Below are 19,909 nucleotides of genomic sequence, written 5' to 3'. Positions count from 1 at the left end.
TAGATGAATTAACCAGCTACGCAAGAAAGAGAAATGCCGATTCACAGCCTAAAATCTTCATGCAGTTTCGACCAATGATGTCTTAGCACTTGCTTGTGCTCTCGATGCATCGGCAATTCGGTTAATAATTTAGGCCAAACAGACCGAGCTTTATCTAATGTATCCGTTATGTGTACTTTGACGGCCTGCCACGGAAAGCCAACACGATTAGACCAAATTTCGAACGATGCCATGCTCACGTCATACCAATTTTTGTTTTTGGCCATATTTAACGCGAATTCACTCTCGCCTTTGACGTAAGGTCTTGTAGAAACTATGTCATAGGCGGGAGATAACATGGGCCGTTGAGGGTTGGAATATATCACCGACCAGTTCTTAAGGTGTGCATCACCGTTGGCAAGTAATATATTCACAAGTATACGCCTAGCCAGTTGCTGGACGTCTTTTAAGCCTTGATGGCTGTAGGAGTAGAGCGCATCCGCAATCTGTTCATAGTTGTATTTTTCATATTTCTCATGAGAGTATACCTGGAATATTTGAGCGAAATCTTCAGTGTGCACTCGTTTCCCATTGTCTCTATCAAATCGCTTGATTGCGTATGCGTATTCTTCGTTCGGCAATTGAATATTTGGTAGATTATCCAGTTTAGATAATTTAACCAATTTTATCTCTGGAATATCAACGCCTACAGCCTCCGCCAGACGCATAGCGGAGAACTCATTAAAAGGCACAAACTGATGCACAGTGGATGGTGTTTTAATGATCCAGCTGTCATCATTGGCATCAGTGCCGATATTAAATCTGCCGTCTTTGTTACGAACTGAAGAGAATTTCATTTGTACGCCGGCAAGGGAAAACTTGTTTTGTTGGGTGGCGACGTCAATTTGTATAGCTTCGACTTTTTCACGATGATCAAGCGCCCAAATTGGTAGCTGACCTGCAACTATCGGTGATGCAATAAGACCTCCGGGCAAACCCCGGCCCATGTGCGCCATTAAAGGGAACTCATTGTCTTGATGGACTTTAAGCGCTTGTGCCATCCAGTGTCTTAATGCCCCTTCGGGCAGAAGATTGGATAATACCGGCGGCAAACGTTGCGAACTGATAACTGGTTTACCAAGAGCCTGTTCATTCACCAATTGGGACATCGTAAATGTGTTGCGTTTCTTTGCAGGCAACGCCACATAATCAGGCGAAAAGACTAAAATGTTCTTACCGCCCGAATAATGAGATATGACACCAATTTCTTGGTTATTAATACTGAGACTGAGGCCTTCGACGTGCTCTATGCGTTTCGTCTTCATCTTACCTAGTCCTCGAGATGCTTGTGTCTGCTAGCCCAAATACTCTCTGTCTCTGAGTTTGCTGGAGTTGTACTTTTACCATCAACATCTGACGGATCTACAACCGCGAGTTCCAAATCTAAGCCAGCAAGAATGCGCAATAGCGTTGAGACTTTTAAATCCTGCCCAGACTCCACCCGTTGATACTGTTGCTGCGACATTCCTATAAGCATGCGCATGTCTTTTTGTGACAACTTTCTTTTCTTGCGCTCTCTAACTAATCGTTCGCTCAGTTCATTTAATGTCTTCATAACACAATCCAAAAATTGTTTTCATTATTTAATACAACTTATACGCTGTATAGAAACAAAAAACAATCATTTTGTTGTTATTTAGATTTAACACAACTCTGGTGATGTATTTAGCAGCAATTACGGTGGCCGGTCCGGCCAAGATAATTGTCGCTAAGATGATTTCGGTTTAATCCGATCACCGCTTTCGGTCTACCCGAACAATTCTTGGCGGGTCAATTTTGTCACTGTGACTACTCACCGCACTGCCGCGACCCATGTATTAATACGATCGGCGTATCGTCAATGGCTTCGATTAGATTTTGCTTTGTATTTCGTGGAAATAAGTTATCGGCCATCTAATGAATCCTTCGCTAAAATTTCCTCCAATTGCAATCCAACCCGCGTCCATTTGAAAGCAAATGCCCGTCTAATTGAAAGTGTCAATGTGCAGATTGTTTTTCAATTGTGTGATTTGGTGGCTCCGAAGGACCGATTTGTAGATAAGCGGAACGATGCTCTCTTTGGATTTCCCAGACTTTACTAGACACTTTTAACTCTTTAAAACCCCGGTAGCCTTATACGCTCGCTTTGCGGCGTTAGTCGTCCTCGTTGTCCGGTTCGTCTCCGTATAAGGCCTCGAGCTTTTTTGACAGCACCAACAGGGCGCTCGTTTCAGCTAACGCTTTAGTCTTTGCGACGAACCTCGGCCTTAAGCTTTTTAATTTCTTTGGTCGTTTTTTTGCGCTCCTGCTTGACCTGCCGCTCACTGTCAGCAGTGCGACCAAAGCCCTGCAGGCAATCCGTACGCCACTGTTTGACCTGCTCGGTAAATAAGCCTTTTTCACGACAATACGCCGACAGCTCAGCTTCAGATAAGCCGGCGGTTTCGATAACGATGGCCAACTTGTCTTCAGCGGACCATTGGTCAGCCTGTTTTTGATGTCCGGGCCGACGCCGAAATCAATGTGCGGATGATACCGAAATGCTTGTCCGGCTTAGGCCGAAATCACTGCCCGGATGACCCCGAAATGCGCACTTTACTACCCCTTGTAATAATCACTAGTGAGTTCATCAGTCTATATTTGAAATTGCTTGAGAGAAAATTGCTTCAAGCAGAGACAGATCACAATTAACGCCCGCAACATTTGCATCTATCCAGTGGTCCTGCGATATATTAGGCCAAGACAGGTCGTAGCCCAATACGAATAGCATTTCCTCAAAAAAGAGCCGCTGGACTCGACCATTTCCTTCTCTAAAAGGATGAAGCAAATTAATCTCACAGAATAAGTCAGCAACACCAATTATTAACTCTTTTTCTGTTTGCAAGTGTTCGAGTGAAGGAACTTTTTCAAGTAGTTTGTTCGACTCTGGTTCAATACGTGGCCATGTGCAGAATCGCGTCGTACCTTTTGAAATATCAACATCTCTCAATTCGCCCGCCCATTCGTAAACGTCTTGAAATAGGTGATGGTGTAGCTGCTTAAGGTGAGGTAACGTGAAATCGGAGAGTGTTAGGTGTGGCGCAATATAATCCTTGGCGCGAGCGGCACTGAATGAGGCTTCAGCTTCTTCTAGCTCGCTTGGCTCTCGAATATCAAGAAGGTTCTTGAGAACATCTGAGTTGGGGTAACAATATCTGTCTTGAGCTACCCCGTACTTATCTCGCATACTTTTGCTTTAATTCAGCAACAGTCAGATGCCTATTCGCTTCTTTAAGTTTCAACCCTTCGTAGCTTAGGCTTGTCTCGAAGTTTTTCATATTCGGCGTGAACCGAGCCTTACGAGTTTTGCTCGTCTTTAAAATAGCATTTGTCATGGATTGTACCCTCCTAACACTATAAATCTTACCATACCAGACAAAAAATAGCCATGTGGACTCGCGTGAACGATCGCTTATTGCCTACGAGCTCCATGGGCATTGAGATGTATAATCTGGTTATAACGCTTTATAATGATGACACTCTTTCACGAGGTGGCTCGGTGTGAAGTGACAATATAGTTTGTACACTAAATAAAAAAATGACAATAAAGTTTGTACATTAGAGAATTATTTTGAGTTACGTTTGTCGTGGGCTCGGCGTTTACTTCGTCTTCTCGGGATGACATAGAGAGCGGTATAAAACTTTCGAGCTAAACCGGGTTCTGCCCAGACTTTACGGACACATCCAAAAAGAGGCATAATATGCCCAGTAAGAAGTGTTCATCAACAAGCCTAATCAAAGTCGGAGCTTCGATTTTTGATAGTAAACGCGTTCCGGGTGAGAAACAAAAATCGAATAGGTGGCGAAACCTGCTACTGAGCTCTCTCTAATTTGAAGGCCTAAAAAGTGACTGTTGAGTACCTAGTGAACTAGTGAAGATTCATTTCACTGCGATCTTAAAAAGGATAAAACATTAGTTGACATACGTTAAGTGTTTTACTATCATCGGTAATTGCAGTGAGTGGCGGTAGGAGCACCCCACGTAAAAAACTGAAGCATCCAGACAGAATGTATGTGTGGCGGTAGGAGCACCCCACGTAAAAAACTGAAGCATCCAGACAGAATGCACTGCCAAAAAACCTCCCATAGCGGTAATGCCGATCAGTTAAGAAAAATTTTAGCGATCGGTTGACCGATCCGGCAGAGACTTCAAAATCCGTAGTTAGGTTTTCTAACTACGGATTTTTTATGTTTCTGAGTCAAGCACTGGACCAACTGCAGGAGTTTACGCCGGATGATTTTAGTAAACTACCGGATCTGCTGGAGCCTGAGTTAATCGAACAATGCCTTGAAGACGCGGGCGTTACAACGGTACGCAAACGCCGTTTGCCAATGGACTTTATGGTCTGGGCGGTCGTAGGAATGGCATTATTTCGGGAGATGCCGATGCGTCAGCTCGTTTCACACCTTGATTTAATGTTGCCCGGCAAAAGACCTTACGTTGCGCCGAGTGCCGTAGTTCAGGCTCGTCAGCGTTTGGGGGCTAATGTTATGAAGCGTATGTTTGAGCTCACTAATGAGCTGTGGTTCGATAAACTACCGCTTTCTCACTGGAATAATCTATCGGTTCTGGCTGTCGACGGCACCGTCTGGCGTACACCGGACACACCGGAGAATGATGCTTCCTATGGGCGAACGGCTAACCAGCGGGCTGAATCCGACTATCCTCAAATTCGGATGGTGAATCAAATGGAAGTAAGCAGCCATTTAGTCACCTCGACGGAGTTCGGCAGTATTGCAGAGGTTAGTGAAGTAGACCTGGCTGCCCGGCTGATTGAACAGACGCCGGACCACTCACTGACGCTGTTCGATAAAGGGTTTTATGCGCTGGGTTTACTGGATCAATGGCATCGTGCCGGTGAGGAGCGCCATTGGCTTATTCCCCTCAGAAAAGGCGCACAATACTCTGTCAAGAAGTCTTTTAGCGACACGGACAAATTGGTAGAAATTAGGCTCTCACCACAAGCTAAGAAGAAGTGGGATAATGCACCGGACACTGTTCAGGCGCGCTTAGTGTGTAAGAAAATAGCTAAAAAAGAGGTTGCGATATTAACCTCAATGACAGACACGATGCGTTATCCTGAAGCCGATATCGTTGACTTATATGCTCATCGCTGGGAAATCGAGCAGGCTTACCGTGAAATGAAACAATATATGCTGAAGAGTGAGCTGACCCTGCGCAGCAAACGGCCTGACCTGGTTGAGCAGGAGTTGTGGGGCATGCTGGTCGCTTATAACTTATTGCGGTATATGATGGCGCAAATGGCCTATAGCCTGAAGCATATTGAGCCGAATCAAATAAGTTTCAAACAAGCCTCTCATTATCTGGTGGGGCAGTTACATATACTGGTACACATCTCACCCGGAAAAATACCCAAAGTCATGGAGCAAATGATGGAAATGGCCAGCGCATTCGTGCTGCCCGAAAGACGAGAGCGATATTACCCTCGTTCAATAAAAAGGCGGCCGCAACGTTATCCGATGCGACCGCCTTCTAAACCGACAGCCAGTTAGCTTAACTGACAAGCATTACCCATAGCGGAGGTTTTTTTGTTCCAAAGGAAAGGATATGCATATAAAAAAGCTCGACCACTCTTTTTATCCAGATCACACTCACCTGAAAGAAGTACTAGATCTACGAGAAGATGGAAGATGGATTAAAGGAAAAGATAGAGGCTATGGAATCGCCGTTGTAACTATTGATAACCTAAAGTTTGCCATTCCATTGAGAAGCACAATCAAACACAATGCGGCTTACATAACAGTGAAAAGCCACTTGGAAGATGTTCATGGTAAGGGTCTAGACTACACAAAGGCCATTCTGATCAGCGATAATAAATATATAAGCGATGAGAATTTTTTAGTCCCAGCAGAAGAGCATAAAATCCTGCAAAGCAAAGCCCGACATATAGTTGTCAAGTTCGAAAAGTACGTAGAGAAGTACAAAAAAGCGGTGCAAAAGCAAGACCATAATATTCTTACGAGCACCGACTACCAACACACAACTTTAGTTAACTATCACAAAGAGTTAGGTTTGGAGTAAACGTATAACCTTAGTATTCTCTGAAGTGGTTCATAGATACCAAGTTGGTTTGCTGATCAGAGGATGGCAGTTAGTAAGCTATAAGCTCTGTATTCCTAGAAACATCCAAAACGAACACGTCGATCAATCCTCTTAAATCCGCGGGAAGATCGCTCTCAATCTTGACCTTGAGTTCGTTAGCACCGGAGATACTGTGCTTTTTTCTCCCAGCAACCTTCTCATGTGGGCCGAACCAGAGCACCAAGTATATCCCTTGCTGCTTTGCAGCAGGGTGACTTGCGTACAAATTGTTCAACTGATTGGACGCGGCTCTATATAACTCTCTATGCCATTGGCCTTTGACCTCTGGATTTAACACAACTCTGGTGATGTATTTAGCAGCAATTACGGTGGCCGGTCCGGCCAAGATAATTGTCGCTGAGATGATTTCGGTTTAATCCGATCACCGCTTTCGGTCTACCCGAACAATTCTTGGCGGGTCAATTTTGTCACTGTGACTACTCACCGCACTGCCGCGACCCATGTATTAATACGATCGGCGTATCGTCAATGGCTTCGATTAGATTTTGCTTTGTATTTCGTGGAAATAAGTTATCGGCCATCTAATGAATCCTTCGCTAAAATTTCCTCCAATTGCAATCCAACCCGCGTCCATTTGAAAGCAAATGCCCGTCTAATTGAAAGTGTCAATGTGCAGATTGTTTTTCAATTGTGTGATTTGGTGGCTCCGAAGGACCGATTTGTAGATAAGCGGAACGATGCTCTCTTTGGATTTCCCAGACTTTACTAGACACTTTTAACTCTTTAAAACCCTTGTTTTCAAGAGTTAACACCAAACCAACCCAAAAAAATCCACAATATAGATTCGCAACACCCTGCCTCTTGATGAGAATAAGCCGTTATTTTTGAACTTGCGTTACAAAAGACATTATGATTAATTGCGTATCCAAAGTTCAATGAAAAGGATATTCATGCAAGGGACTGGCAAACAAAAAGAACAGGCAATCGTACTTTCTTCCCCTAGCGCTATTTACGACACTATCAGCCAAGAGCTGACAAAAGTGATCGATTCAACCTCAGCAGACTCAAGTGAGCCTGAGCTTAAAGACGTAAGCCAAAAGACGCGTTCACAGCTTCAAGAGCTTCAGCACTCACTCGAGAACCAGCTTTCTGAGTTACAAAGTAATGCCGAGTGGGATACATTTACCATCGCTTTTTATGGAGAAACCGGCGCAGGAAAATCAACTCTCATCGAAACGTTGAGAATTTTATTAGAAGAGCCAACAAAAAAAGCGACTCAAAAGGTGTTTGAAGCCACTTATAGTAGCTATGTGGATGCGCAATCCGCCCTCACTCATTTACAACAAGACCTTGAAGAGAGCACCCTCAAACTGCATAAGCTGGAGGAGCAGCTAAAGGCAATTGACGATAACCATGAAAAGAGCCGGCGTGAGTTAGAAGCAGAGTTTCAGGAAATTGAGACGCCTATTCAATCAGGGCTTGAAAAACTAAACGCATCACTCAAGTCGAAAGAGCAGGTAGTTAGCGAACTGTCACAAAAAGAACAACAGCTCACATCAACCATTCACAACAAAAGGCAACAAGCATCACTTTGGCAAAAGCTTATACTTTTATTCAAAAAGCTACCTGAAGAAGTGGAGCTGACGTCGCTTCAAAATCAACTGACCGAGGCAACTCAACAAGTCGAAGCTACCCGTCAACATTTTAAGGCTCAGCAATCAAAGAGTGAGCAAATTCAACAGGAGCGTGCTAAGAAGCTTGCCGATTTACAAAGTAAAATAAGAGACGCTAAAAATCAGTTACTTACCCAAAAAGCGGCTATAGAAGATCAACAACAGGCTTGTCTTGATGAAGAGCGGCAGCTCGAAGCATCTCTTGAAGAAAAGCGCGCCGAATTGATCAAATCCGCTGACGGGGAGATCATCGGAAATGGCCAGCCTGACTTTACACAGCACACACAACGCTATGACTTTACCGTCAATGGACAACCTTTCGCGTTACTGGATGTGCCTGGTATCGAGGGTAAAGAAGGGCAAGTGGTTCATGAAATAGAAAAAGCTGTGCAAACCGCGCATGCCGTATTTTACGTCACCAATAAGCCGGCTCCTCCTCAAACAGGTGACAATGAACGAAAAGGCACACTCGAAAAGATCAAGCTGCATTTAGGAGCGCAAACAGAAGTTTGGACAGTCTTTAACAAGAAAGTCACGAATCCGAAATACACACTCAAAAACCGACCTCTTTTGTCCGATGATGAGAAAGCAAGCCTCCTTACACTTGAAGACACTATGCGTGAGCACCTGGGCTCTCATTTCCAAAGCGCGATATCATTAACTGCATTACCTGCGTTTCTTGCCTCGACAAATTGCCTGGAGCCCAACTCTGAAAATGAGAAGCGCCGAGAAAAGTGTCTACAAGCGTTTTCTGAAAGTGAGCTTATTGACGCATCAAAAATTCATGCCTTTATCGATAAATTAAAGCTTGAGCTTCTGCCTAACAGCCAAGCTAAAATTCAGCAGTCCAATTTCTACAAAGCTAAATTAGCGGTAGATAACACGACTGATGCGCTGGATTTATTAGCAGAGACTTTCAGCACGCTTACGGATGAACTTAACAGCACTCAAACCAGCTCCCAACATCAATTAAAAACAAGCTTCTCTGCGCTGCAAAAACGTCTTCATTCACGTGGTGAATCAATGCTCCAGCGGTTTTCACGACGTGCTCGCCAGTCGACCTATGAAGCCATCGAGAAAGACATTAGTAATGACGCTTTCAAGCAGGCATTAAAAACAGCAATAAAAACGGAGCAAGATGTTTTAAATCAAAAGCTCCCCGACGCGATGGAGCTCGAAATAAAGCGCTTTGAAGATGACGTCGCTGATATTCTTAAGCGATTTGAAGAGCAGACACAGGAGCTGAGCAATATTTCAGAGCAGCTTAGCTCGTCAAAACTGGACGAGAAACTGAACCTAAAAATTAAAATAGATAACGGTATCAATGTGACCGGTTTAGTTGCTTCAGTTATTGGTGGTCTTGTATCAGCCCCTTTCACCGGAGGGGCCGGCCTTTACTTCGTTATTGCTTCTGCCGCCGGAGTCGTCGTATCGGTCGCTAAAGCCTTAGCCAGCTTTTTCAGCAGTAGCTACAAGATGTCTCAGCAAAGGAAATCTACTGACGAAAACTTACATAAAGTCATGGAGCAACTTAAGCAGAGCCTGACGGAAAACTTAGATAACGCCATTCCTGAAATGAAAAGCATAGTGGAAGATCTCGACAAAGCCCTGGAAAACCCAACAAAACAGGCAAAGAGACGTCATCAGATGATTCAGCAAGCCAGTGTCAGACTAAAAACATTGTCTAACCAAGTTAACGCATTAGGAGTTATGTAATGGAAAGTACTCTCAACAGTTTTAAAGAGCAGCAATCAAAAACGCTGAGCTTGCTTGCAAGGCTTGAGACTTTTTTAAGACAAGGCAGTGATGTTGGTATCGATATTGATCCAGCACTAATCGATAAAGTAAACCAGGCCTCAAAAAACCTGGGTAACGAAAAGCTTAAGGTTGCCTTAGTCGGAGGCTTTTCAGAGGGTAAGACTTCAATAGCAGCTGCCTGGATGGAAAAACTCGATAAATCCAGTATGAAAATCAGTCATCAAGAGTCATCGAATGAAGTCAAAGTCTATGACATCGGTGAAGAATTTGTACTGGTTGATACCCCGGGATTGTTTGGGTTCAAAGAGCAAGAGAACTCAGATACTCAGCAAATTGAGAAGTACAAAGACATCACTAAAAAACACGTGAGTGACGCTCACTTGGTCTTGTATGTAATGAACTCCACGAACCCGATAAAAGATAGCCATAAAGACGACTTGCACTGGTTATTTCAATCACTCGACATTTTACCGAGAACGGTGTTTGTATTGAGTCAGTTTGACGAAGTTGCCGATATTGAAGACGAAGAGGACTATCAAAATAACCTTCACATCAAGCAGGAAAACGTTACCACTCGATTACAGGACATATTGTCTTTAACAGAAGCAGAGGCGAGTCAACTGTCAATCGTGGCAGTTGCCGCAAACCCATTTGATCTCGGTGTTGAGCATTGGTTACAGAGCAGTCACGAGTTTAAAAAGCTTTCTCACATCGAATTACTTCAGCAAGCAACCAATGAAAAAATTAAAAACAGCGGCGGTTATGAGTCATTGGCTCTTGAGATGCAAACCAGCGTTGTTCGGGATGTTTTGCATAAACAACTGCCTGAAGCAATTGAAGCAGACCAAACCATTTCAGAAGAAGTTGAGAAGTTACAACAATTACACAGTCGTCTAAGCGACCAGTTAGCACAGACGAACGATGAAATTGAGCAAACACGGATCAACCTACGCGAGTTTATCAGCAACTACTTTTCTGATCTTATTTTGCAAGCTCAAGGTTGTAGCTTAGAAACGATCAATGAGTTTATTCAGCGTGAATTTGGTGACGAAGGCATTATCATCGAAACGAACTTACGCAATGAATTCAGCCGTCAAATGGGGCCTATTAACCTCCAATTAGAAAAAATGCAGAGCAGCTTTGATAATGAGCTCAGTCATTTCGATAAAACCTTACGCTCGATGGGAAAGTCAGGTATTAACCAAGCCGCTAAAAGCAATATCATTAATAATAAAACAATTTTAGCGGCACGTGATGGTGTGGTCAGCGTTGCCAAAACGCTTGGGGTCGACATCGCTAAATATCTAAAATTTAAGCCCTATGGAGCGGATAAGCTGGCGAAAGGCGCTAACGGTGCTTTAGCCTTCTTAAGTTTAGCAATTGAAGCATGGGACTCATACGACAGGTACCAACGTGAAGAAGCATTTAATAATTCTGTCGGGGAGTTGGTTGAAGGGTTTGAGAAGCAACGGAGAGAGCTACTCGAGCTTATCAATTCGGATGACTTTAAAGCGCAGTTCTTTGGAAATTATCAGGCACTGATAATTCAAATTGAAGAGCTTAGTGTTCAATTAGAAAAAACACGTGAGCAGCAACAGCGATTCCATGACTGGCGAGCAGAAGCCGAATCGATTGCTAGTCAACTGCCTACGCAAAACGCTAACGAACAGTTAAATGCCTAGTATGAAAATAAACGTCAATAACCAACGCTTCTCGGTGAGTCGCTACTAGAGAGACTAATTTGCGGGGAAAAGTCATTTAAAGCAAGGTGATAAGCACGCTGATCATTTAGTGAGCTAGGATCAGTAGCTGCCTTGCATTAATTTCTGCGGTAAAATATTTGACTGATAAAGAGTCTAGAAATGAATTGCAAGAGCCGGAACGTTTCAGAAGTTTCTCAACGAGAGAGACAGGGTTTAACCACTTGTAAGGCGTTCCTTCTTGGCTGCCGAAGTATAAGTTATAGCCGTCGATGTATACTCGCGTACGCAATACTGTCATCCCTGAAATGAAAAAACCGACCTAAGGCCGGTTTTCCCGCCCATATCCAGGGATCTGTATGTCGACGCGCGTGGATAATGGGTAAGTTGTTTTCCTATTCTAATGTTTACAAACGGATTTCACCAGAAAAGGAGTAAAACCAAAACTTGAACTCACTAGCCCATCTCTTAAACCCGAAACTCATCCGGCAGCGGTACGGCTTTTCGTGCTTTCATGTCAAACAGCACTGAGGTCGCCACGTTCTCCGCCGCAACCTCACCGGTGTCACTTAAGTACATGATTTGGCGATAGCGAATCGACTTATTGCCCAGCTTCTCCACCTCGCAATCAATATGCACCAAAGTGCCTACAGGCACCTCGGCGACATAATCAATTTCATGACGCACATCTGCCCAGCCAAGGTGTTGCTTGCGCGCCTCTGCAGCGTTATGTCCAAGGTGGCGCATAAAATGTTGCATGGCATCATCGAACATCCCGACATAGTGCCGGGTGTTCAAATGGCCCATTTCATCGCACAACCAAGGATGCACAACCCCTTGAAAGCTCGTAATAGCCTCGTTATTTGGCATTACCGTCACCCTCTATCATCGCTTTCATGCGCTGCCAGGCATCTAGAGTTGCCTGCTCATCGTAAATACTCCCGGCTTCAACGTTCGCCGGGTTCGGTTCAGCGTGGTCAAACGTGTGTGTAGCGCCCGGGTACACCACGTACTCAAAGTCCCCGGCATCTTTCGGGTGTGAATAGTTCACGCATTCCGCTTCGTCAATATATCTATCGTCGCTGCCAAGAAACATTTGCGAGTCGATATCAACCGACCATTGTCCACGGCAGGTGCCGTAAAACATAAAGGCGCCATCAATCACTGCTTCGTAATCCGTCTCCGGCCAGCTGGCCAGGCTTAGCGGCGCTTTTTCGTCAGACAGTTGGCGCAAAAACGTCCATATGGTTCCCGCACCATGCGAAAACCCGGCCAAATAGACATTATCCTCATCAAATTCATCACGCTCTGACAAAGATTCTATCGTTGCAACAATATCGCCGGAGCGCTCCCAAGGCGTCATCTTTTGGAAGTTACAAGCATCGTTCCAATCAATGTCGCGACCGCTGTAACTATCAACAGAAATTACCGCCACACCCAAGTCATTAAAACGTTCAGCCCAATCTTCTTCATGGCTTGTCGTTGAGCCACTGCACCCATGCAGGAACACAAGGGTTGGGTAAGGTGCTGCGGTTTCATCATCCGGCAAGTACACGTTTTCGTGCGGCAATAGCTCCGCCTGTAGCTGCGACAATGGCTTAGGTGAGACCGTTTGCTCGGCATGTTGTTGCGCTTTGGCGATCCAGTCTTCCTGAATACCATTATCAACCGCGTCTTCCAAACTAGCCCGGTTATCGCCCACATCGGATGCGCAGCCACTCATGATCAACACAGCGCTCAGCGATAGTACAGCGCCTATGGTTTTATTTATCATTCTTCGCTCCTTCTTCGTTATTCGCTTCTTTGACCGATACCACCAGCTCTGGTTTAGCGAGTCGTTGGCCAAAGTCGTCGTTTAATTGCTTCAGTAATGATTTGAACAGCACTAACAGCACCGGAATAAGCGGCAATGCCAACATAACGGTCGATGCTTTTACCGTGTCTAAAGCGTCAATCACCAACAGTCCCACCGCAAGAGCGGCTAAAATAGCGGCCCAGGCAACGCGGTTCCACCGGGCAGGCTCTTCTTCCCCCGCAAGGTTCTTCGTACTGATACTGGCAAGCACATACGCCGATGAGTCCAGTGTTGTCGCTAAGAACACAAAGCTCAGCAAGGTAAACACCGTAATCACCAGAGTACTAAACGGTAGCGTTTCTAATATTGCGACCACCGTCGTCGGTATACCCGACGTGCCCAATATGGACGAAACATCCAATGCGCCGGTCAACTGAAGGTGCTGCGCATACGCACCACATACTGCAAGGAAGGTCATGCAGCCTAAGCTGCCCCAGCTGAGTGTGCCAAGCACCAGACTTTTTATCGTGCGACCTTTAGAAATTCGGCCAATAAATAAACCCATTAGCGGGGCATACGCTATCCACCATGCCCAATAAAACAGCGTCCAGTTATCCGGAAAGCTATCGCCAGTTATTGGAGCCAGCCAAAAGCTAATTTGAGCAAAACTATCAAGCAGCAGCCCTAAACTGTTCACGGTTAACGACAAAATGAACACCGTTGGCCCGGCAAATAACACAAACAGCACCACGATGATCGCCAGCACAATGTTAATGTCGCTCAGCCAGCGGATCCCCTGCTTTAATCCCCGATACGCACTACCGCCAAACAACAACGCCCAAAAGCCGATAACGCCTAAGCGCATCCCAATAGAGTCTTCTACGTCGAACAGATGGCTCACCAACTCGGAGACAAGCGGTACACCCAAGCCCAACGATGTCCCTGCCCCACCCAGTAAACCGAGCAGGATCAAAGTATCGGTTACAGCCCCTAAAACGCCGTCACTTTGTTTGTTAAAAATGGGACGACACGCTTCAGAAATTCGTAAAAAGGGACGATTACGCACATACAAACGGTAAGCAACCGCGACTGCCGGGATCGCATAAAGCGTCCAGGGCACAAAGCTCCAGTGAAACAGCGTATACATGTGGCCCCAGTTATAAGCTGAGGTGGAATGCGGCTCGATGCCCAGTGGCGGTGTCGACAAATAATAAATTGGCTCAACAAAAGACCAACTCATTAAACCTATGCCGATACCGGCGGAAAACATCATCGCTGCCCAGCTAACCTCCGAATACTCCTTCTCAACATGCTCTCTGGCTAGCTTCACTTGCCCGTAGCGGCCAAAGGCCAGCCACAGTGCAAAAACAAAGGAACCGAAACCGAATAACATCAGCAGCCAACCAAAGTTCTCGGTAATAGCCGACATTGCTTGGTTCGCCCATGCTTGAGATTGCGCCGGTGCAAGGATCAACGCAGCTGCTACAGCAGCTGCTATGATAAACGCCGGAGTAAAAACGGCGACGTCCAGTTTTGACTGTTTCATTAGAACGATTTAGCGACGCTAATTCCGAACGTACGAGGCTCTCCTTGAATAGCGAAGCCAACTCCTGTCAGTGAAAAAGAATGAACAATATACTCTTTATCCGTTAAGTTTTTGCCATAGATAGAGAATTCCCATCCATCCCTCGTTTCCCAAGTAACATTGGAGTTCACTAATGCGTAGCTGTCCGTTTTCGCCGTCTCTTCATTACTGACACTGAAAAACATCTCATCTTGGTAAGTCACATCGGTCCGCCAGTCCAGATTCTGCCCATTATCCAGCAACCACTGATAATTAAAGCCGACTGAACCACTGTGCTCAGGTGTACGAGCCAACGCATTGCCGATAACACTTGGGTCACTCTCAAAAGAGGTGAATTCCGAATCCGTAAACGCATAAGTGGCAAACATGCGCAGCCCATCGGTCAAGAATGCATTCGCGTCGAGCTCGATCCCTTTAATTTCAGCGTCTCCCGTTGCAGTACGAACTTCGCCCGTTTCAATGTCGGTAGTAAAGTTCTGCAAATCCGTATAATCAAGAAAGTAGGCAGCACCGTTCAATGACAGCGCCCTATCGAAAAAGCGAGCTTTAAAGCCAAGCTCATAGTTTTTTGCCTTTTCTTGATCAAACGGCACACTCGCGGCTTGCTCGGTCGCGGCAATGCCGTTATAACCTCCGGCTTTATAACCTTCCGACAGGGTCAAGTAGAGCATGTCACCCTGATCGGTGAAGTAGTTCACTGTCAGTTTCGGGGTAAAGCTGTTCCAGCTTTTTTCCTCAGCAACTTCGTAATTCTCCTGCAAGAAACCTAATAAATCCGGCGCGCCGCTTGCGGTGACCGAGAAGTCTTTCTTATCGTAGGTATAACGACCACCAACGGTTAACCCCCAATGATCGTTCAGGCGATAACTTCCCTCACCAAAAATCGCGTAACTGTCAGTCTCGTTCGCCGCATCCCAGGCACCACGCGAACTCGTATTGTTTACCCCTTGTAACTCGTACATCTTAGTTGAGTCCCAAGCTTCGAGGCGCTCAATGTCTTCATTAAACAAATACACACCCGCTGTCCATTCAAAAGGACCATTAGTCAGGTTCTGTAAGCGGAACTCTTGCGTGATCTGCTCTGACGTTTCGCTGGCATCGTTCATTAACGACGTACCCGAGTCACGCAAATAGCGCCCGGTTAAATCATCAAAAAAGTAGTAGTCCTGCTTACGGTAAGCAGTAATTGAAGTGAATAAGTAGTCATCGAGATCAACGCTTAAATTTGCCGACAGACCATAAATTTCTCGATCCGTTGAACCATCTTTGTACAGGTCGACTTTATCCACCTCACCTTGCGTCGGATAAGGCGAGCCATAAACCTCGTCATAGTGAGTAGCCGACCGTGCCCCAGGCCCATTTAAAGTATCTTTCGCATAATCCGCAATCACCATCAGATCAGCAGATTGGGACAAGTTGAAATCAAGTTTTCCCCGGAAAGACTTGTTGTCCTGATCGCGTAATTCAGAGCCGGTATACACATTATCGACCCAGCCATCACGTTGACGAATTGAGCCAGCAAAGCGACCGTTAACATCATCAGCAACTGGGCCACTGACCATACCTTGCAACTCCATCAGGTTATAACTGCCAAGAGTGCCTTTTACTTTTCCTTCAAAAAAATCGGTTGGATCTTTGGTTATAACGCTAATTGCACCACCGGCAACATTACGCCCATATAAAGAGCCCTGGGGGCCTCTTAAAACCTCCACCCGCTGAATATCAAACATATCCGAGCGAAATCCACCAGCACGGCCTGCATAAACATCGTCGATAAATACCCCGACCGAGGCATCATCACCAACTGAGCTTGAGTTTGTCCCCACACCGCGAATGTATGGTTGAGGTGTCACCGGGTTATAGGTTGAAATCGAAAAGCCCGGAGTCATTCCCGCAACATCTTCAATATCCAGCACATTGGCACGCTCGATAGTCATTGAGCCAATAGCGGTTACCGCCATCGGCACCTCGTTTAAGCTTTTTGAACGACGGTTCGAGGTCACCGTAATAGTTTCGTATTGTTCGTCCTCAGCTTCTTTTTCGTCTTGATTGTCTTGTGCAAACGACGTCGTTGGAATCATTAGCGTACTAATGGTTAGCGCAACGGCTGATAATTTAAATTCTGATAACGTTTTCATCCTGATCCTTATTTTTTCTTACCTGATATTCCCAGATTGAGTGCCTTGAACGGCAAGAAGTATTTCGTATGTGTTAAGTATGCTATAACTCAGGTAAGATTAAACTTTAGGTTATACGACACTTTATTTAGGTTTTTCTCTTATGGACTCTAATCAGTGTGAATACAATTTCAGCGATAATTTTCTGCCTCCGAAGTTTGGTGACAGCGACACCATCCACATTGCATTCATTTTAGTAAATCAGTTTTCGCTGTTTGCGCTGGCCTGTATTTCAGAGCCTTTGCGGGTTGCAAATCGGCTCGCTGACAAAAAGCTTTTTCAATTTTCATTTATTACAGATACCGGTAAACCGGCAGCAGCCAGTAATGGCATGACAATAGACGTCGATTATCGCATTGACACCTGCCCAACTGACTACCAAACCTTGATTGTCGTATCTGGCTTTGATCCTTACGAGCATGCGTCCGGCCATTTATACGCAGAATTACGCCGGCTAGCCGCCAATGGCTATAGTTTGGGAGGGGTTGATACCGGCTCTCAACTACTCATAAAAGCCGGTGTCATGGGCGGTCAACGCGCCACCATGCACTGGGAAGCTGCCAGTAGTTTTAAAGAAGGACACCCCACGGTGCAAGTCGTTCCAGAGCGGTTTCTCATTGCCGAAAATCGCATATCATCATCGGGCGGACTAAGCAGTCTGGACATGATGCTCAACATTATCTGGGCCAGCCACAGCTACGAGCTCGCTGCCGATGTTGCCGAGCAGTTTATGTACCATCGCATTTTAGGTGCGAACGACTCTCAGCGCATGAAGCTGCGCAACCGCTTAATGACCACCAACCGAAAACTCATCAAGGCCGTATCCCTTATGGAAGAGAACCTCACCAGTAACCTTTCAATCAGAGATATTGCTGAGCAATCGCTAGTCTCACAGCGAGAGTTAGAGCGGCTTTTTGTCAAAGAACTGAGTACCACACCGAAGAAGTATTATCGCAAGCTACGCCTTGAGCACGCCAGGCAGCTACTCCATCAAACGGAGCTGTCAGTATTGGAGGTCTCTATTGCCTGTGGTTTTTCCTCGGCCGCTTATTTAAGCGCAATTTACAAACAAGAGTTTGGTATTCAGCCCAGTAAAGACAGAGGGCTGTTGCAGGCACCTTAAAAAACGACATTCTGTCGAAAAATCATAAGCTGCTCTCGTATTCCCAATAGTTCAGCATCACAAAACCGCTAGCATAGTGGAAAACTTTCTCTGCTTGAGGTGAACTTATGAACAACAACGTGATTGTAACATGCGCCATAACCGGCGCAGGCGACACCACAGAAAAGAACCCCGCCGTACCCGTAACGCCGAAAGAAATTGCCGAGTCGACTATTGCCGCCGCAAAAGCCGGCGCGTCCGTTGCACACATTCATGTGCGTGACCCAGAAACAGGTAAGCCCAGCCGCGATGTAGCGCTTTATCGTGAAGTAGTTGATCGTGTTCGCAGCAGCAACACCGATATCGTGCTCAATTTAACCGCAGGCATGGGCGGCGACCTGCTTTTGGGGCCGGACAGCGACCCAACGCAATTCACCGCCGACACCGACTTAGTAGGAGCGGAAGAGCGCTTGGTTCATATTGAAGAATTAAAGCCGGAGATTTGCACACTCGATTGCGGCTCACTGAACTTTGGTGATGAAAATCTAGTGTATGTCTCAAGCCCTGAAATGCTACGTAAAGGCGCTAAGCGCGTTCAGGAACTTGGTGTGAAACCTGAACTTGAAATTTTCGACACCGGTAACCTGGCCTTTGCAAAGCAAATGCAAAAAGAAGGGTTATTGGACTCACCGGCATTGTTTCAGCTGTGTCTGGGCATTCCGTGGGGCGCCCCTGCAGACACCACCACCATGAAAGCCATGGTCGACAGCCTGCCTGATGATGCGGTTTGGGCCGGTTTCGGTATTGGCCGTCATCAGTTCCCTATGGCGGCACAAGCAGCAATTTTAGGCGGAAACATTCGGATTGGACTGGAAGACAATCTGTATTTACGAAAAGGCGAGCTTGCCAGCAACGAGCAATTAGTGGAAAAATCGGTGCAACTGCTTGATAACTTAGGTGCTCAGCCTATGACGCCGCAGCAGACGCGAGAGAAACTTAACTTGATAAAGGTGGGCTAAATGACGTTACCAACTGCAGCCATTATTGGAACAGGTGTCATTGGTGCCGGCTGGGCCGCGCGTTATCTTGCCAATGGGTATCGCGTCAAAGCCTGGGACCCAGGTGAAAATGCCCGCGAGAAATTAGAGCGGAGTGTGAGAAACGCCTGGCCCTCGCTTGAAAAGCTTGGGTTAAAAGACGGGGCGAGTATCGACAATTTGGAATTTTGCAACACTCTGGTCGATGCCTGCGAAGATGCGGACATTATTCAGGAAAGTGCGCCGGAAGTGGTTGAGTTAAAATGCTCACTCTTAGCGCAAATTGGCGAATGCGCGCCGACTGATGCAATTATTGGTTCATCGACGTCAGGCTTTAAGCCCAGCCTCTTGCAGGAAAACGTCCCCCTGCCAGAGCGCGTGATCGTCACACATCCGTTTAACCCGGTGTATTTATTGCCGCTGGTGGAAGTGGTCGGTGGTAAGCAAACCGCAGCTGAAACGATTCAGAAGGCGCAGGCCATCTACAAAGGTTTAGGTATGCACCCGCTGCATGTTCGCAAGGAAATTGACGGACATTTGTCGGACAGATTATTAGAGGCTTTGTGGCGGGAGAACCTGCATTTAGTGAATGACGGTATTGCCACAACAGGCGAGTTGGATGATGCCATTACTTACGGCCCCGGCTTACGCTGGGCGTTGATGGGCACCAATTTGACCTATCATCTGGCCGGTGGGGATACGGGTATGCGTCACATGCTCAAGCAATTTGGTCCGGCGTTAAAGCTTCCATGGACCAAGCTGGAAGCACCTGATCTCACCAATACCTTAATTGACCGAATGGTTGAGGGGACCCAGGAGCAGGCGGCGAACCGAAGCGTAAAAGAGCTTGAGCAGTTAAGAGACAACTGCCTTGTATCAATTATGGAAGCGCTTGCTCAGTATGAAGTGGGAGCCGGGAAAGTCTTGTCGGATTTTCGAAAAACGCTTTAGAAGCGGTTAG

14 protein-coding genes and 1 pseudogene are annotated in these 19,909 nt (G+C 46.0%); 7 read left to right on the top strand and 8 right to left on the bottom strand.

Annotation, left to right across the window (positions count from 1 at the left end; genetic code table 11):
• Window positions 1-41: 41 nt before the first annotated feature.
• The 4 genes and pseudogenes from ACP7H9_RS09765 to ACP7H9_RS09750 form a co-directional block, all read right to left on the bottom strand.
• Window positions 42-1,304, bottom strand: a complete 1,263-nt coding sequence (locus ACP7H9_RS09765) for a type II toxin-antitoxin system HipA family toxin (protein WP_439222666.1) — start codon at window positions 1,302-1,304, stop codon at window positions 42-44.
• A gap of 5 nt (window positions 1,305-1,309) precedes the next feature.
• On the bottom strand, window positions 1,310-1,594 hold the full coding sequence (locus ACP7H9_RS09760) for a helix-turn-helix domain-containing protein (protein WP_051018704.1): 285 nt from the start codon (window positions 1,592-1,594) through the stop codon (window positions 1,310-1,312).
• A 666-nt stretch (window positions 1,595-2,260) separates the two neighbouring features.
• Window positions 2,261-2,491 (bottom strand): annotated as a pseudogene (locus ACP7H9_RS09755) (IS3 family transposase); the annotation flags it as partial.
• 156 nt (window positions 2,492-2,647) lie between these two features.
• Entirely contained in the window at window positions 2,648-3,244 is a 597-nt protein-coding gene (locus ACP7H9_RS09750; RefSeq protein WP_034818406.1) for a putative adenosine monophosphate-protein transferase Fic, read from the bottom strand.
• Between the two features lie 1,001 nt (window positions 3,245-4,245).
• On the opposite strand from ACP7H9_RS09750, the gene ACP7H9_RS09745 reads away from it, so the two are divergent.
• The 4 genes from ACP7H9_RS09745 (at window position 4,246) to ACP7H9_RS09730 (ending at window position 11,234) form a co-directional block, all read left to right on the top strand.
• Entirely contained in the window at window positions 4,246-5,571 is a 1,326-nt protein-coding gene (locus tag ACP7H9_RS09745) for an IS4-like element ISIlo1 family transposase (protein ID WP_011234327.1), read from the top strand.
• Between the two features lie 55 nt (window positions 5,572-5,626).
• Entirely contained in the window at window positions 5,627-6,100 is a 474-nt protein-coding gene (tenpIN, locus tag ACP7H9_RS09740; RefSeq protein ID WP_290609548.1) for a type III toxin-antitoxin system TenpIN family toxin, read from the top strand.
• A 971-nt stretch (window positions 6,101-7,071) separates the two neighbouring features.
• Window positions 7,072-9,510, top strand: a complete 2,439-nt coding sequence (locus ACP7H9_RS09735) for a GTPase (RefSeq protein WP_439222665.1) — start codon at window positions 7,072-7,074, stop codon at window positions 9,508-9,510.
• Window positions 9,510-11,234: a LeoA/HP0731 family dynamin-like GTPase gene (locus ACP7H9_RS09730; RefSeq protein WP_439222664.1), complete on the top strand. Its 1,725-nt coding sequence runs from the start codon at window positions 9,510-9,512 to the stop codon at window positions 11,232-11,234. Before ACP7H9_RS09735 ends, ACP7H9_RS09730 begins: the two co-directional genes overlap by 1 nt.
• 486 nt (window positions 11,235-11,720) lie before the next feature.
• Here ACP7H9_RS09730 and ACP7H9_RS09725 read toward each other — a convergent pair whose 3' ends face one another.
• Genes ACP7H9_RS09725 through ACP7H9_RS09710 form a run of 4 tightly spaced genes read right to left on the bottom strand, consistent with a single transcriptional unit; the run spans window position 11,721 to window position 16,770 of the window.
• Window positions 11,721-12,122, bottom strand: coding sequence for an acyl-CoA thioesterase (locus ACP7H9_RS09725; RefSeq protein WP_034818408.1), 402 nt, complete (start codon window positions 12,120-12,122; stop codon window positions 11,721-11,723).
• A complete protein-coding gene (locus ACP7H9_RS09720) occupies window positions 12,112-13,026 on the bottom strand; it encodes a dienelactone hydrolase family protein (RefSeq protein ID WP_439222663.1) in 915 nt (304 codons plus the stop codon). The genes ACP7H9_RS09725 and ACP7H9_RS09720 overlap by 11 nt, the downstream gene beginning before the upstream one ends.
• On the bottom strand, window positions 13,016-14,593 hold the full coding sequence (locus ACP7H9_RS09715) for a BCCT family transporter (protein ID WP_034818410.1): 1,578 nt from the start codon (window positions 14,591-14,593) through the stop codon (window positions 13,016-13,018). Before ACP7H9_RS09715 ends, ACP7H9_RS09720 begins: the two co-directional genes overlap by 11 nt.
• Window positions 14,593-16,770 (bottom strand): TonB-dependent receptor, encoded by a 2,178-nt coding sequence (locus ACP7H9_RS09710; RefSeq protein WP_439222662.1) that lies wholly within the window; start codon window positions 16,768-16,770, stop codon window positions 14,593-14,595. The genes ACP7H9_RS09715 and ACP7H9_RS09710 overlap by 1 nt, the downstream gene beginning before the upstream one ends.
• 142 nt (window positions 16,771-16,912) lie before the next feature.
• Between ACP7H9_RS09710 and ACP7H9_RS09705 the strand changes: the two genes are divergently transcribed.
• From ACP7H9_RS09705 to ACP7H9_RS09695, 3 genes are all read left to right on the top strand, one after another.
• Window positions 16,913-17,932, top strand: coding sequence for a GlxA family transcriptional regulator (locus tag ACP7H9_RS09705; protein WP_439222661.1), 1,020 nt, complete (start codon window positions 16,913-16,915; stop codon window positions 17,930-17,932).
• 107 nt (window positions 17,933-18,039) lie between these two features.
• A complete protein-coding gene (locus tag ACP7H9_RS09700; protein WP_439222660.1) occupies window positions 18,040-18,930 on the top strand; it encodes a 3-keto-5-aminohexanoate cleavage protein in 891 nt (296 codons plus the stop codon).
• Window positions 18,931-19,899, top strand: a complete 969-nt coding sequence (locus tag ACP7H9_RS09695) for an L-carnitine dehydrogenase (RefSeq protein ID WP_439222659.1) — start codon at window positions 18,931-18,933, stop codon at window positions 19,897-19,899.
• Window positions 19,900-19,909 lie beyond the last annotated feature (10 nt).

The organism is Idiomarina sp. ST20R2A10 (assembly GCF_051842345.1).
Classification (GTDB): Bacteria; Pseudomonadota; Gammaproteobacteria; order Enterobacterales; family Alteromonadaceae; genus Idiomarina; species Idiomarina loihiensis.
Note: the sequence above shows the minus strand (reverse complement) of the source record. Positions and strands in the feature narration are given on the sequence as shown.